The 15,237-nt window shown below is 69.9% G+C and carries 12 protein-coding genes; 4 read left to right on the forward strand and 8 right to left on the reverse strand.

The genetic code is table 11. The features are described 5' to 3' along the window. Positions 1-14: 14 nt before the first annotated feature. The 4 genes from STRCI_RS30905 to STRCI_RS30920 form a co-directional block, all read right to left on the reverse strand. Positions 15-2,144 (reverse strand): 3-hydroxyacyl-CoA dehydrogenase NAD-binding domain-containing protein, encoded by a 2,130-nt coding sequence (locus STRCI_RS30905; protein ID WP_269662226.1) that lies wholly within the window; start codon positions 2,142-2,144, stop codon positions 15-17. Next, the gene (locus STRCI_RS30910; protein ID WP_269662227.1) at positions 2,141-3,358 is read right to left on the reverse strand and encodes a thiolase family protein; all 1,218 of its coding nucleotides are present in this window, start codon (positions 3,356-3,358) and stop codon (positions 2,141-2,143) included. The genes STRCI_RS30905 and STRCI_RS30910 overlap by 4 nt, the downstream gene beginning before the upstream one ends. A 121-nt stretch (positions 3,359-3,479) precedes the next feature. Then, positions 3,480-4,517: a LacI family DNA-binding transcriptional regulator gene (locus tag STRCI_RS30915; protein WP_269662228.1), complete on the reverse strand. Its 1,038-nt coding sequence runs from the start codon at positions 4,515-4,517 to the stop codon at positions 3,480-3,482. Then, entirely contained in the window at positions 4,514-6,886 is a 2,373-nt protein-coding gene (locus tag STRCI_RS30920) for a glycoside hydrolase family 2 protein (RefSeq protein ID WP_269662229.1), read from the reverse strand. The genes STRCI_RS30915 and STRCI_RS30920 overlap by 4 nt, the downstream gene beginning before the upstream one ends. Positions 6,887-7,038: 152 nt before the next feature. Between STRCI_RS30920 and STRCI_RS30925 the strand changes: the two genes are divergently transcribed. From STRCI_RS30925 to STRCI_RS30935, 3 genes are read left to right on the forward strand one after another with little or no spacing between them, the layout of a single operon-like run. Continuing rightward, entirely contained in the window at positions 7,039-8,340 is a 1,302-nt protein-coding gene (locus STRCI_RS30925; protein WP_269662230.1) for an ABC transporter substrate-binding protein, read from the forward strand. After that, positions 8,340-9,272, forward strand: coding sequence for a carbohydrate ABC transporter permease (locus tag STRCI_RS30930; RefSeq protein WP_269662231.1), 933 nt, complete (start codon positions 8,340-8,342; stop codon positions 9,270-9,272). Before STRCI_RS30925 ends, STRCI_RS30930 begins: the two co-directional genes overlap by 1 nt. Beyond that, positions 9,269-10,099: a carbohydrate ABC transporter permease gene (locus STRCI_RS30935; RefSeq protein ID WP_269662232.1), complete on the forward strand. Its 831-nt coding sequence runs from the start codon at positions 9,269-9,271 to the stop codon at positions 10,097-10,099. The genes STRCI_RS30930 and STRCI_RS30935 overlap by 4 nt, the downstream gene beginning before the upstream one ends. Before the next feature lie 6 nt (positions 10,100-10,105). On the opposite strand, the gene STRCI_RS30940 is transcribed toward STRCI_RS30935, so the two are convergent. The 3 genes from STRCI_RS30940 to STRCI_RS30950 form a co-directional block, all read right to left on the reverse strand. After that, on the reverse strand, positions 10,106-11,410 hold the full coding sequence (locus STRCI_RS30940) for a ribonuclease D (RefSeq protein WP_269662233.1): 1,305 nt from the start codon (positions 11,408-11,410) through the stop codon (positions 10,106-10,108). A gap of 173 nt (positions 11,411-11,583) precedes the next feature. Further along, positions 11,584-12,243, reverse strand: a complete 660-nt coding sequence (locus STRCI_RS30945) for a helix-turn-helix transcriptional regulator (protein ID WP_015657165.1) — start codon at positions 12,241-12,243, stop codon at positions 11,584-11,586. A gap of 237 nt (positions 12,244-12,480) precedes the next feature. After that, entirely contained in the window at positions 12,481-13,149 is a 669-nt protein-coding gene (locus STRCI_RS30950) for a DUF3000 domain-containing protein (RefSeq protein ID WP_269662234.1), read from the reverse strand. Between the two features lie 113 nt (positions 13,150-13,262). Between STRCI_RS30950 and hemE the strand changes: the two genes are divergently transcribed. Further along, positions 13,263-14,318: a uroporphyrinogen decarboxylase gene (hemE, locus tag STRCI_RS30955; protein ID WP_269662235.1), complete on the forward strand. Its 1,056-nt coding sequence runs from the start codon at positions 13,263-13,265 to the stop codon at positions 14,316-14,318. Between the two features lies 1 nt (position 14,319). Here the strand turns inward: hemE and STRCI_RS30960 are convergent, their stop codons facing one another. Then, complete coding sequence (locus STRCI_RS30960) at positions 14,320-15,141, reverse strand: rhomboid family intramembrane serine protease (protein WP_269662236.1); 822 nt, start codon at positions 15,139-15,141, stop codon at positions 14,320-14,322. Positions 15,142-15,237: the final 96 nt, after the last annotated feature.

Here is a 15,237-nt window from a genome sequence, read left to right on the forward strand (position 1 = left end):
CACCGAAGTCGTTGCTAGGCGGGAATCGAGGCGAGGCCCGGCGCCAGGAACTTCTTGCCGTTCACGCGCTCCGAGACACCCTCACGGTCCAGGTACGGCGTGATGCCGCCCAGGTGGAAGGGCCAGCCGGCGCCCGTGATCAGGCACAGGTCGATGTCCTGGGCCTCGGCGACGACGCCCTCGTCGAGCATGAGCCCGATCTCCTGCGCCACCGCGTCGAGGACCCGGTCCCGCACCTGCTCCTCGGTCAGGACGACATCGCCCTGCTTGAGGAGCGCGGCGACCTCGGGGTCCAGCTCCGGCTTGCCGGAGTCGTAGACGTAGAAGCCGCGCTTGCCGGCCTTGACGACGGCGGCGAGGTTCGGGGAGACCGTGAAGCGGTCCGGGAAGGCCCGGTTGAGGGTCTCCGAGACGTGCAGGCCGATCGCCGGACCGACCAGCTCCAGGAGCACCAGCGGCGACATCGGCAGACCCAGCGGCTCGACCGCCTTCTCGGCGACCTCGACCGACGTGCCCTCGTCGATGACGTTCTGGATCTCGCCCATGAAGCGGGTGAGGATGCGGTTCACCACGAACGCCGGGGCGTCCTTGGTGAGGACCGCGGTCTTCTTCAGCTTCTTGGCGACGGCGAAGGCCGTGGCCAGCGAGGCGTCGTCGGTCTGCTCGCCGCGCACGATCTCCAGCAGCGGCAGCACCGCGACCGGGTTGAAGAAGTGGAAGCCCACGACCCGCTCGGGGTTCTTCAGCTTCGACGCCATCTCGCTGACGGACAGCGAGGAGGTGTTGGTGGCGAGGATCGCGTGCGCCGGGGCGACCGCCTCGACCTCCGCGAACACCTGCTGCTTGACACCGATCTCCTCGAACACGGCCTCGATGATGAAGTCCGCGTCCGCGAAGCCCTCGGCCTTGTCCAGCACACCGGTGACCAGGGCCTTGAGGCGGTTGGCCTTGTCCTGGTTGATACGGCCCTTGCCGAGCAGCTTCTCGATCTCGGCGTGGACGTAGCCCACACCCTTGTCGACGCGCTCCTGGTCGATGTCGGTCAGCACGACCGGCACCTCGAGGCGGCGCAGGAAGAGCAGCGCGAGCTGGGAGGCCATCAGACCGGCGCCGACGACACCGACCTTGGTGACCGGGCGGGCCAGGTTCTTGTCCGGGGCGCCCGCGGGGCGCTTGCCGCGCTTCTGCACCAGGTTGAAGGCGTAGATGCCGGCACGCAGTTCGCCACCCATGATCAGGTCGGCGAGCGCCACGTCCTCGGCGTCGAAGCCCTTCTGCAGGTCGCCGTCCTTGGACGCCGCGATAATGTCCAGGGCGCGGTAGGCGGCCGGGGCGGCGCCGTGCACCTTGGAGTCCGCGATGAAGCGGCCCTTGGCGACGGCCTGGTCCCAGGCCTCACCGCGGTCGATCGCCGGGCGCTCGACGACGACATCGCCCTTGAGGACGTTCGCCGTCCAGATCAGCGACTGCTCCAGGAAGTCCGCGCCCTCGAAGAGCGCGTCAGCGATGCCGAGGTCGAAGACCTGCTTGCCCTTGAGCTGCTTGTTCTGGTTGAGGCTGTTCTCGATGATCACCGAGACGGCCTTCTCCGCGCCGATCAGGTTCGGCAGGATCGTGCAGCCGCCCCAGCCCGGGACGAGGCCCAGGAAGACCTCGGGCAGCGAGAAGGCGGGCAGCGCCTTCGACACGGTGCGGTAGGTGCAGTGCAGACCGACCTCGACACCGCCGCCCATGGCCGCGCCGTTGTAGTAGGCGAAGGTCGGCACGGCGAGGCCGGCGAGGCGCTTGAAGACCTCGTGGCCGCCCTTGCCGATGGCGAGCGCGTGCTCGTGCTCCTTCAGCAGCTCGACGCCCTTGAGGTCGGCGCCGACGGCGAAGATGAACGGCTTGCCGGTGATGCCGATACCGACGATCGAGCCGTCCGCGGCCTCCTTCTCGACCTGGTCGATGGCGAGGTTGAGGTTCGCCAGGGACTGCGGTCCGAAGGTGGTCGGCTTGGTGTGGTCGAAGCCGTTGTCCAGCGTGACGAGCGCGAAGCGCCCGGCGCCGAACGGCAGGTCGAGGTGGCGTACGTGCGCGGACGTCACGACCTCGTCGGGGAACAGCTCGGCCGCACCCTTCAAAAGCTCAGCGGTGGTGCTCACTTGTCCCCCTCGAAGTGCGGGTTCTCCCAGATGACTGTCGCGCCCATGCCGAAGCCGACGCACATGGTGGTCAGGCCGTAGCGGACGTTCGGCTGCTCCTCGAACTGCCGGGCCAGCTGCGTCATCAGACGCACGCCCGACGAGGCCAGCGGGTGGCCGAAGGCGATGGCGCCGCCGTACTGGTTGACGCGCGCGTCGTCGTCGGCGATGCCGTAGTGCTCCAGGAACGCGAGCACCTGGACGGCGAAGGCCTCGTTGATCTCGAACAGGCCGATGTCGTCGATGGTCAGCCCCGCCTGGGCGAGGGCCTTCTCGGTGGCCGGGATCGGACCGTAGCCCATGACCTCCGGCTCCACACCCGCGAAGGAGTAGGAGACGAGGCGCATCTTCACCGGGAGGTTGTTCTCGCGGGCGAAGTCCTCGGAGGCGATGAGGGAGGCGGTGGCGCCGTCGTTCAGACCGGCCGCGTTACCGGCGGTGACCCGGCCGTGGACGCGGAACGGCGTCTTCAGACCGGTCAGGTTCTCGATCGTCGTGCCGGGGCGCATCGGCTCGTCGGCGGTGACCAGGCCCCAGCCCGTCTCACCGGCCTCCGGGTTGGTGCGGCGCACCGAGATCGGCACCAGGTCCTGCTGGATCTTGCCGTTGGCGTACGCCTTGGCGGCCTTCTCCTGCGAGCGCACCGCGTACTCGTCGGCGCGCTGCTTGGTGATGCTCGGGTAGCGGTCGTGCAGGTTCTCGGCGGTCATGCCCATGAACAGGGCGGACTCGTCGACCAGCTTCTCGCTGACGAAGCGCGGGTTCGGGTCCACGCCCTCGCCCATCGGGTGGCGGCCCATGTGCTCGACACCACCGGCGATGGCGATGTCGTACGCGCCGAAGGCCACGCCGCCCGCGACGGCGGTGACGGCCGTCAGGGCGCCGGCGCACATGCGGTCGATGGAGTAGCCGGGCACGGACTGCGGCAGACCGGCGAGAATGCCCGCCGTGCGGCCGATGGTCAGACCCTGGTCGCCGATCTGCGTGGTCGCGGCGATGGCGACCTCGTCGATCTTGCTGGGCTCCAGAGCCGGGTTGCGGCGCAGCAGCTCCCGGATCGCCTTCACGACAAGGTCGTCGGCGCGGGTCTCGTGGTAGATGCCCTTCGGGCCCGCCTTGCCGAACGGGGTGCGGACGCCGTCGACGAAGACGACGTCCCTGACGGTACGAGGCACGATGGCTCTCCTCCAGGGTGCGGGACTGCACTGCTGCGGCGCACGCACTGAGCGCGCGCTTACGACCATGCTACTTATGAGTAACGTAGCTGCCCAGTCCCGGAGGCGGGAGCGGCGAAGGTCACATCGCCGGAGGAGCTGTCGATCCTCGCGGAGTCAGTACAGGAGTGGGCACGGGGTGTGACCCTGGCCCCTCCCCGGTGATCACCCCGAACAACGTACGCGCCACCTCCGCCCCGAACCCATGCACGTCATGACTCATCGCGGACAGCGTCGGATGGGTGAGGCGGCACAGCTGGGAGTCGTCCCAGGCCAGCAGCGATACGTCGGAGGGCACCCGCAGCCCCATCTCCGCCGCCACCGACAACCCCGCCACCGCCATGATGTCGTTGTCGTACACGATCGCCGTGGGCCGGTCCGGCGCCGCGGCCGCCAGCAGCGACCGCGTGGCCCTCGCCCCCGCGTCCCCGGAGAAATCCGTAGCCACCTGCCACGCTCCGGCGAGCGCCAGCGACCGCGCGGCCTCGTCGAAGGCCGCCGTACGAATGGACGTGTGCCCGAGCGCCGCCGCCCCGCCCACCCGGGCGATCCGCCGGTGCCCGAGCGCGGCCAGGTACCGCACGGCCTCCGTCACGGCCGTGGTGTCGTCGGTCCACACCGAGGGCAGCCCACCGGTCAGCGAGGGATGCCCCACGGCGACCACCGGCATCCCCAGCCGCCGCACCGCCGCCACCCGGGGATCGTCGGCCCGGAAGTCCACCAGGATCGAGCCGCCGATCTGCCGCCCCCGCCACCAGGAGTCCTGGACCCCGACCTCCTCCTCCACATTGCGCACCAGCCGCAGCAGCAGCGAGCAGGACTGCTCGGCCAGGACGCTCTCCACGCCCGAGACGAACTCCATGTAGAAGGGTTCGAGCCCGAGCAGCCGGGCGGGCCGGCAGATCGCCAGGCCCACCACGTCCACCCGCGCCCCGGCGAGCGAGCGCGCCGTGAGGTTCGGTGCCCAGCCCAGCTCCTGGGCGGCCCGGAAGATCCGGTCCCGGGTCGCCTCGGAGAGCCCCGGCTTGTGGTTGAAGGCGAGGGACACCGCGCCCTTGGACACGCCGGCGCGCGCGGCGACGTCCTTGATGGTGACGCGGGGACCGGAGGTCGAGGTCATCGGGAGGGCTCCACGCAGTACAGGGCCGAATGTGCGGTCTCCAGGACCGGAGTCTCCCAGCCCCGCACACCAATGGTCACCTGTTCGCCGGGCAACAGCGTCACCAGCCCCCGGTCGGCCCGCGCCCCGGGGGCGAGGCGATCGGCCTGGAGCAGCAGATCCCGTACGAGGGTCAGGGCCGTCACCCGCACTCCGCCCGGCACGAGGTCGACCTCGAACTCAGGCCGGGGATAAGGGATTTCCCGATCCGGCGCAGGGAAGTACAGCGCCCGCAACTCACCCACATCCGCGACCAGGAACTCCTTGGGCCCGACGGGCGCCAGCTCCTCGGGCACACCGACGAGTCCCACGGCCCGCCTCTCCGCCGCCATCGGCACGCTCACCTCGCCGAGGACATCCCCCTCGACCGACATCCGCCGCAACCGCACCGCCGCCTCCCACGCCCCGGCGCCCTGGTTGACCGCGGCCAACACCAGCTCCTGCTCCCGCACTTGCAGAGTCAGCAGCCGGTCCGCGTACAGCCGCCGCAGCTCGTGATAGAGCGGCTTCTCCCGGCCGTCCCCGTCGATCGCGGCCCAGGAGGTCACCGGCCAGCAGTCGTTGAGCTGCCAGAGCACCGTGCCCGCGCACACCGGCCAGTGGGACCGCCAGTGCTCGATCCCGGCGGCCACCGCCCGCGCCTGGTTGACCTGGGTGAGGTAGTGCCAGCGGTCGAAGTCCCCCTCGGGGAAGGCGAAATGGCGTTCGAGACCGCGCCGCAGCTTGCCGTTGCCGTCCTCGGCCTTCTGGTGGTGCAGCATGCCGGGGGAGTCCGGCGCGAGCACCTCGTCCGGCAGCGCCCGTCGCAGCGTCGCGTGGGCGGGCGGCGCCTGCCAGCCGAACTCGGCCATGAACCGCGGCACTTCGTCGCGGTAGCGCGTGTAGTCGTCCCGGTTCCAGACCTCCCAGGAGTGGTGCGTCCCGTGCGCCGGATCGTTCGGATGCCGGTCCCAGCTCCCCGACCAGGGACTGCCCGCCGTATAGGGCCGCGTCGGGTCCAACTCGGCCACCACCCGGGGCATTACGCCCAGGTAGTACCCCTCGCCCCAGGACTCCCCGGCGAGCCGCGGCTCCCAGTCCCAGTCCCGGAAGCCCCACAGGTTCTCGTTGTTGCCGTTCCACAGCACCAGCGAGGGATGCGGCATCAGGCGTACGACGTTCTCCCGGGCCTCCGCCTCGACCTCCCCGCGCAGCGGCTGCTCCTCGGGGTAGGCGGCGCAGGCGAAGGGGAAGTCCTGCCAGACCAGCAGGCCCAGCTCGTCGCAGGCGTCGTAGAAGTCCTCGCTCTCGTAGATCCCGCCGCCCCAGACCCGTACCAGGTCCACGCCCGCGTCGGCCGCCTGCCCGAGCCGCGCCCGGTAGCGCGCCCGGGTCACCCGGGACGGGAAGACATCGTCGGGGATCCAGTTCACGCCCCGCGCGAAGAGCCGCTCGCCGTTGACGACGACGGTGAACCCGGTGCCGTGCGCGTCCGGTGACCGGTCCAGCTCCACACTCCGGAAGCCGATCCGCCGCCGCCACACGTCCAGTGGCTCGTCGCCGTGCAACAGCGTCAACTCCACGTCGTACAGAGCCTGTTCGCCGTAACCACGCGGCCACCACAGCCGCGGCGAGGGCACGTCGAGCCGTACGACGCCCTCGGTGCCGTCGACCGAGGCGCGCGCCCGCACGCCGCCCACCGTCGCCTCGACGGTCAGCGGTGCCTCGACCCGGGTCCGCTCGATGTCGACGACCAACTCCAGCCGCCCCAGACCTGGTTCGACCGTCACCAGCGGGCGCACCCGGGCGATCCGCGCCGTCGACCAGTGCTCCAGGCGCACCGGCCGCCAGATCCCCGCGGTCACCAGGGTCGGCCCCCAGTCCCAGCCGAAGGAGCAGGCCATCTTGCGGATGTACGGGAAGGGTTCGGCGTAGGCGGCGGGCCGCTCTCCGAGCTTGCCGCGCACCGCCTCGGCCTCGGCGTACGCGGAGACGAACCGCACGGACAGCCGTCCCGAGAGCCCGGTGACGTCGAAGCGGTGGGAGCGGTGCATGTTGCGGACGCGGCCCAACAGCCGTCCGTCCAGCAGGACTTCGGCGACCGTGTCGAGGCCCTCGAACACGAGGTCGGTCTGCTCCGCCCCGTCGGCCGCCGCCCGCAGGTCCCGCTCGTAGGTCCAGTCCCGCCGCCCGACCCAGGCGACCTCGGTCTCGTTCCGCCCGAGGAAGGGGTCCGGGATCACCCCGGCGGCCAGCAGATCGGTGTGCACGCACCCCGGCACCACGGCCGGAAGCGCCGCCGTCTCGTGCCGCAGGATCCATCCGTCGCCGAGCGGTGTGGCCTCCAGCATGCGCACTCCCTAAACCGGTCAACCCCAGTACGGGGAAGGTTTTCTCCAGCCTTGGCGAGATAGGGACTTTACCGGTTGAGAAAGCGCTGTCAGAGTTCCGAACCAGCCAACCCGCAGTGCTCGTCCGTCTCATGTGAACGGAGCTGATGCACATGTACCGCCGTACAGTCCTCGCCATGGTCACGGGTGCCGCCCTGCTGCTCTCGGCGTGCACCGGCACCGGAGGCTCGTCGGAGGGGGCGGACGCGAAGGCGCCCACCGACCCGGCCAAGGTCAGCGGAACCATCAAGGTCCTCACCGTGCGCACCGACCTGGTGCAGGACGGCACGATGGACCAGTACGCCGCCGAGTTCAACAAGACCTATCCCAAGGTCGAGGTGGAGTTCGAGGCGCTCACCAACTACGAGTCCGAGGTCAAGATCCGGATGAACACCGAGAACTACGGTGACGTCCTGCTGATCCCCGCGGTGATCAAGAAGGCCGACTACCCGAAGTTCTTCGCCTCCCTCGGCACGGTCGAGGAACGCGCCGAGAAGTACCGCTTCACCGACTTCACCACCGTCGACGGCAAGGTCTACGGCCAGAGCCCGGTCGGCGTGACCCCCGGATTCGTCTACAACAAGCGGGTCTGGGAGGAGGCCGGGATCACCGAATGGCCCACCACCCCGGCCGAGTTCCTCACCGCGCTCAAGGCGGTCAAGGACAAGACCGACGCCGTGCCCTACTACACCAACTTCGCGGCCGGCTGGACGCTCACCTCATGGACGTACGTCAACGGCTCGGTCCACTGCGACACCCAGGCCACCACCAAGCTGGCCGAGGGCGACCCCTGGGCGCCGGACGCCGATCTGCGCGTCGGTGACACCCTGCTGCACGACATCGTCGAGCAGGGCCTGGCCGAGAAGGACCCGACCACCACCAACTGGGAGGAGTCCAAGGCCCGTACCGCCAAGGGCGAGATCGCCACGCAGTGGCTCGGCACCTGGGCGATCGTCCAGTTCCAGGACGCCGCGGAGAAGGCCGGGGCCGACCCCGACGACATCGGCTTCATGCCCTTCCCGGCCCAGACGGACGGCACGTTCTGCGCCGCTCTCTCCCCCGACTACAACCAGGCCGTCAACGTCCACTCGAAGCACAAGGACGCGGCCCGCGCCTGGATCGACTGGTTCACCGACAAGTCCGGCTACGACAAGGACAATCTGGCGATCTCCCCGCGCAAGGACGCCCCGCTTCCCGAGGTGCTCAAGCCGTACGAGGACGCGGGCGTGAAGTTCATCGAGGTGGACGACTCCAAGGGCGCCGAGGTCAAGCAGATCGACAACCAGTCGGAGACCGGTATCTACGCACCCGAGTACCGCCAGAAGCTGGTGGACCTCGCCCGGGGTGCCACCAAGGGCAGCCTCGACGACTTCTTCGCCGATCTCAGCGAGCGGTGGACCGAGGCGCAGGGCTGATGGCGGCCACCGCTCAGCGGGCGGCCGAGAAGACGGACGCGGGGGCGGAGTCCGCCCCCGCCCGGGGACGCCGAGGGCGGAGCCTGACACCCTGGCTGTTCCTGATCGCCCCGCTCACCCTGCTGATCGTCTTCACCTACGCGCCGATCGCCAACATGGTCGCCTACAGCTTCACCGACTGGGACGGCGTGAGCCCCGAGCTCAACTACACGGGCGTCGGCAACTACACGGAGATCTTCACCCGCGAGGATCTCTTCCGGGTCTTCTTCGTCAGCGGCTACTACCTCGCCGCCTCGGCGGTGCAGATCGCGGCCGCGCTCTACTTCGCGACGGTCCTGAGCTTCAACGTCCGCTTCCGGAACTTTTACAAGGGCGTGCTCTTCTTCCCGTATCTGATCAACGGGGTCGCGATCGGCTTCGTCTTCCTCTACTTCTTCCAGGACGGCGGCACCCTCGACTCCGTGCTCGGCCTGTTCGGCGTGACGACCGACCACGCCTGGCTCGGTACCTCCACCTCCGCCAACACCTCGCTCGCGGGCGTCTCGATCTGGCGCTACCTGGGCCTGAACTTCGTGCTCTTCCTGGGCGCGATCCAGTCGATCCCGGGTGAGCTGTACGAGACGGCCGAGCTGGACGGCGCGAACCGCTGGCACCAGTTCCGCTACATCATCGCGCCGGGCATCAAGCCGGTGCTGAGTCTGACGGTCATCCTGTCGATCTCCGGGTCGCTGTCGGTCTTCGAGATCCCGTACATCATGACCGGCGGGGCGACCGGCACCGAGACCTTCGTCATCCAGACCGTGAACCTGGCCTTCCGCTTCAACAAGACGGGGCTCGCCTCGGCCGCCGCGGTCGTGCTGCTGCTGATCATCCTGCTGGTGACCTGGGTCCAGCGGCGCCTCGTCCCCGACGACAAGGTGGACCTCGTATGACGCGCCGAACGGTGGCCCGTGCCCTCGTCCACCTGTCGCTGATCGGGGCGACGGTGGTGGTCCTGCTGCCCCTGGCCGTCGTGGTGCTGACGTCGCTGAAGACGGAGGAGGAGATGGCGGAGGCCGACGGGGCGCTCTCGCTCCCCGGCAACCTGCTGAACTTCGACAACTACGTGACGGCGTTCCAGGACGGCCGGATGCTCTCCGCCTTCGGCAACACGGCCCTGATCCTGCTGGCGGCGATCGGCGGCACGGTCCTGATCGGCTCGATGACGGCGTACGCGATCGACCGGTTCCGGTTCCGCTTCAGGAAGCTGGTGGTCGCGCTCTTCCTGGTCGCCGCGCTGGTCCCGGGTGTCACCACCCAGGTGGCGACCTTCCAGATCGTCGACAGCTTCGGGATGTTCGACACTCTGTGGGCGCCGATTGTGCTCTACATGGGCACGGACATCGTCTCCATCTACATCTTCCTGCAGTTCGTCCGGTCCATCCCGATCTCCCTGGACGAAGCGGCCCGGCTGGAGGGCGCGGGTGCCTTCACCATCTACCGAAAGATCATCTTCCCGCTGCTGAAGCCCGCGACGGCGACGGTGGTGATCGTGAAGGGGATCACCGTCTACAACGACTTCTACATCCCCTTCCTCTACATGCCGTCGGAAGACCTTGGCGTGATCTCGACGTCGCTGTTCCGCTTCCGCGGCCCCTACGCGGCCCACTGGGAGACGATCTCGGCAGGAGCGGTGCTGGTCATCCTGCCGACCCTGATCGTCTTCCTGTTCCTCCAGCGGTTCATCTACAACGGCTTCATGCGGGGGGCCACGCGATGAGCGGGGCTACGCCGACAGCGCCGCCACCAGGACCGGCGTCACCTGGTCGATCTGCCAGGGGCGGGCACCGTGGGAGGCGAGGGCGGCGCTCACCGAGTCCGGGTCCACCGGCTTCGGGGGCTCCCAGCAGACCCGCCGCACGGTGTCCGGGGTGATCAGGTTCTCCTGGGGCATGTTCAGCCGCTCCGCCAGCGCGGACACCCCGGCGCGGGCCGCCGAGAGCCGGGCCGCGGCGACCGGGTCCTTGTCCGCCCAGGCCCGCGGGGGCGGCGGGCCGGTGACCGACTGGCCCGGCTGCGGCAACTGCGACTCGGTGAGCGCCTTGGCGCGGTCCACCGCGGCCTGCCACTGCTCCAGCTGCCGCCGTCCCATCCGGTGCCCGAAGCCGTTCAGCGCGGAGAGCGCGTGCACGTTGGCGGGGAGGCCGAGCGCGGCCTCCACGATCGCCGCGTCGGAGAGCACCTTGCCCGGCGACACATCACGCCGCTGGGCGATCCGGTCCCGGGTCTCCCACAGCTCGCGCACCACACCGAGCTGCCGGCGCCGACGCACCTTGTGCATCCCGGAGGTCCGGCGCCAGGGCTCCTTGCGGGGCTCGGCCGGCGGGGCCGAGGCGATGGCGTCGAACTCCTGCCGGGCCCACTCCAGCTTGCCCTGTCGGTCCAGCTCCTTCTCCAGCGCGTCCCGCAGGTCGACCAGGAGCTCCACGTCCAGCGCGGCGTAGCGCAGCCAGGGCTCGGGGAGCGGGCGGGTGGACCAGTCGACCGCGGAGTGCCCCTTCTCCAGCACGAACCCGAGGACGTTCTCGACCATCGGGCCGAGCCCGACGCGCGGGAACCCGGCGAGCCGTCCGGCCAGCTCGGTGTCGAAGATCCGGCTCGGGATCATGCCTATTTCCCGCAGGCACGGCAGGTCCTGGGTGGCGGCGTGCAGCACCCACTCGGCGTCGGCCAGCGCCTCGCCGAGACCGGAGAGGTCCGGACAGGCCACGGGGTCGATCAGCGCGCTGCCCGCGCCCTGGCGGCGCAGCTGCACCAGATAGGCGCGCTGTCCGTAGCGGTAGCCGGAGGCGCGCTCGGCGTCCACGGCGACGGGGCCGGAGCCGGCGTCGAACGCGGCGATCACCCGGGCGAGGGACTCCGCGTCGGCGATCACCGGCGGAATGCCTTCGCGCGGTTCCAGCAAAGGGGTGGGTTCAGGGGTCGGAACCCCGCTCGGCGCCCCCGTAACAGACGATCCGCCGTCGTCCGGAGGGGCGCCTCCGGTGGTTCGCAGTGAGCTGTCTGCTGCGGTCTCTTGGGCGTCGGTCACCTGTCAAGGGTATCCGTGGATGGACAGCGCCCGTCGACGGAACGTTCCGTCGACGGGCGCCTGGGGGTCGCAAACCAGTCAGGTCGGTGAATACTCCGGTTCACGACGGGCGGGGCACGGACGGAGCGGGCCGGCGGCCGATCCGTTCACGTCCGTGAATGGCGGGTTGGGGGTCAGTGGATGATGCCGGTGCGCAGGGCGACGGCGACCATGCCGGCCCGGTCGCCCGTGCCGAGCTTGCGGGCGATCCGGGCGAGGTGGCTCTTGACGGTCAGCGCGGACAGACCCATCGAGACGCCGATGGCCTTGTTCGACTGGCCCTCCGCCACCAGCCGCAGCACCTCGACCTCACGGCCGGACAGTTCGCGGTAGCCGCCCGGGTGGCTCGGGGCACCCGGGGGGCGGCGGTGCATACGGGCGGCGGCACCGATGGGGGCGGCACCGGGCCGGGTGGGGAGCCCGACGTTGGTACGGGTGCCGGTGACGACGTAGCCCTTGACGCCCCCGGCGAGGGCGTTGCGGACGGCGCCGATGTCGTCGGCCGCGGAGAGGGCGAGGCCGTTGGGCCAGCCCGCGGCGCGGGTCTCCGACAGCAGGGTCAGGCCGGAACCGTCGGGCAGGTGGACGTCGGCGACACAGATGTCGCGGGGGTTGCCGACGCGGGGACGGGCCTCCGCGATGGACGACGCCTCGATGACATCGCGGACACCGAGCGCCCACAGATGGCGGGTGACGGTGGAGCGGACTCGGGGATCGGCCACGACCACCATGGCGGTGGGCTTGTTCGGGCGGTAGGCGACCAGGCTTGCGGGCTGCTCAAGGAGAACGGACACCAGGCCTCCTGGGGTGCGGGACGGCTTTGAAGGTCACAGACGTCTTCGGCACCGAACCGGGAGTCCTTTAGAGAATGATCACGATCTAGTGAGTAACAATTAGTGCAATTCGGACGTACGGTCGATCGTTCGGTGAACGAATCGGTTCGTTCGAGTGGTCACTCATGACTGAAAGTGGTCGTATCGACAAAGTGATGCCCACACGTCCGCGACTCATGCCTGCCTGATCGTCCCGGTCTAGCGCGACTGCGGTCCCCTCCGCTGCGGCAGTGTCACCACCGCCGCGTCACCGGGGCCGGCCGGCGGCAGCCCCGCGATCTGCGCCAGCAGGTCCGCCCACGACGCCAGATGCCCCGCGGTGTCCGGCACCCCGCCGAGGCCCTCGCGGGGGGTCCAGGAGGCGCGGATCTCGATCTGCGAGGCCGACGGACGTTCGGACAGTCCGCCGAAGTAGTGCGAACTCGCCCGCGTGACGGTGCCGCTGGGCTCGCCGCAGGCCAGACCGCGCGCCTGCAGCGCCCCGGTCAGCCACGACCAGCACACCTCCGGCAGCAGCGGGTCCGCCGCCATCTCCGGCTCCAGCTCCGCCCGCACCAGCGTCACCAGCCGGAACGTGCCCCGCCAGGCGTCGTGCCCGGCCGGATCGTGCAGCAGCACCAGCCGTCCGTCCGCCAGATCCTGGTCACCGTCGACGACCGTGGCCTCCAGCGCGTACGCGTGCGGGGCGAGGCGCTGGGGCGCGCGTGTCGACTCCACCTCGATCTGCGGCCTCAGCCGGCTGCTGCGCAGTGCTTGAACCGCGGTCTGGAACGCGGGCGGGGCCGTGCTGTCGCCATCCCGGTCCCCCTCCTTCGCGTCGCCCGTCCCACCAGTGCCGTCCGACAGTCGTTCCTGAGCCGCAGCCATGCCGGAAGGTTAAGGGGAACGGAGGCGCGGCGCTGGCCTAGACACCCACTCTGTTCTGTGCGGTGAAGGGGGAGAGCCCGGTGGAGCTGTGCCCTCATGCGAGACTCTCTTGCGTGAGTGCACACGAGACGACGCCGACCGTTACGCATGACTCCGCCTTCATGAAGGCCTGCCGCCGGGAACCCGTGCCGCACACGCCGGTGTGGTTCATGCGGCAGGCCGGGCGCTCGTTGCCGGAGTACCGCAAGGTGCGCGAGGGGATTCCGATGCTGGAGTCCTGCATGCGCCCCGAGCTGGTCACCGAGATCACTCTGCAGCCGGTGCGCCGCCACAACGTGGACGCGGCGATCTACTTCAGCGACATCGTCGTCCCCCTCAAGGCCATCGGCATCGACCTCGACATCAAGCCCGGCGTCGGCCCGGTCGTCGAGAAGCCGATCCGCAGCCGGGCGGACCTGGCCCAGCTGCGTGATCTGACCCCCGAGGACGTCTCCTACGTCACCGAGGCCATCGGCCTGCTCACCCGCGAACTCGGCACCACCCCCCTCATCGGTTTCGCGGGCGCGCCTTTCACCCTCGCGAGTTACCTCGTCGAGGGCGGTCCGTCGCGTACGTACGAGAACGCCAAGGCGATGATGTACGGCGACCCGGAGCTGTGGGCCGATCTGCTGGACCGGCTCGCGGAGATCACCGCCGCCTTCCTGAAGGTCCAGATCGAGGCCGGCGCCTCCGCGGTGCAGCTCTTCGACTCCTGGGCCGGCGCGCTCGCCCCCGCCGACTACCGCCGCTCGGTGATGCCCGCCTCCGCCAAGGTCTTCAAGGCCGTCGAGGGATACGGCGTCCCGCGCATCCACTTCGGCGTCGGCACCGGCGAACTGCTCGGCCTGATGGGCGAGGCCGGCGCGGACGTCGTCGGCGTCGACTGGCGGGTCCGGCTGGACGAGGCGGCCCGCCGGGTCGGCCCCGGCAAGGCGCTCCAGGGCAACCTCGACCCGACCGTGCTGTTCGCCTCCACCGAGGCCGTCGAGACCAGGACCCAGGAGGTCCTCGACGCGGCGGCGGGCCTGGAGGGCCATGTCTTCAACCTCGGCCACGGCGTCATGCCGAACACCGACCCGGACAGCCTGACCCGGCTCGTGGAGTACGTCCACACCCGCACCGCGCGCTGACTCACCCCGGGTACCGGGGCCGGGCCCGTCTGCCGAACAGCAGGCCGCGCGGCTCCGGTGGCGGTGGGGTGCCCGGTTTCAGCGGCCAGGCGAGCAGCATGCCCGCGAGGAAGCCGACGACATGCGCGGTGTACGCGACCGTGCCGGCGCCGGAGACTCCCTCGCCGGACGAGTACACCGCCTGGAGCACGAACCAGAACCCCAGCACCAGCCAGGCCGGCAGCCGCAGCGGCAGGAAGATCAGGAACGGCACCAGCACCCACACCCTGGCCTTCGGATACAGCACCAGATAGGCGCCCAGCACCCCCGCGACGGCACCCGAGGCGCCGATCAGGGGGTCGCCCGAGTCGTCGTTGAGGTACGCGAAGCCGTAACCGGCCGCGTAGCCGCAGACGACGTAGAACAGCAGGAACCGCACATGGCCCATGCGGTCCTCGATGTTGTTGCCGAAGATCAGCAGGAACAGCATGTTGCCCAGCAGGTGCAGCCAGCCGCCGTGCAGGAACATCGCCGTGAACACCGACAGGATCGGTGACTTGTCGTAGCCCGGCTCGCCGATGACACAGCCGGGACCCTGGGGGCCGCCCGCGACCTCGCCGGTCGGGACCAGGCCGGGCAGCTGATCGTGGATCAACTCCCGCGGCACCGCCGCGTAGTGGTCCAGGAACGCGTGCAGCTGGCAGATCTGGGACAGCCGGCTCTCCCCGGCGGTGGCGAACGTGCCGGGCATGACGAGGAAGACGAGGACGTTCGCGGCGATCAGACCGTACGTCACCCAGGGGGTGCCCCGTACGGGGTTCACGTCATGGACGGGAATGACCACGATTGTCTTCTTCCCCGGATGAGGTCCGGGAATCGGTGAACGCCGGTGTCCCCGCGCGCGTATGGCTTCTCAACCGGGTCTACGTGAGGACAGGCG

Source organism: Streptomyces cinnabarinus, from assembly GCF_027270315.1.
Classification (GTDB): Bacteria; Actinomycetota; Actinomycetes; order Streptomycetales; family Streptomycetaceae; genus Streptomyces; species Streptomyces cinnabarinus.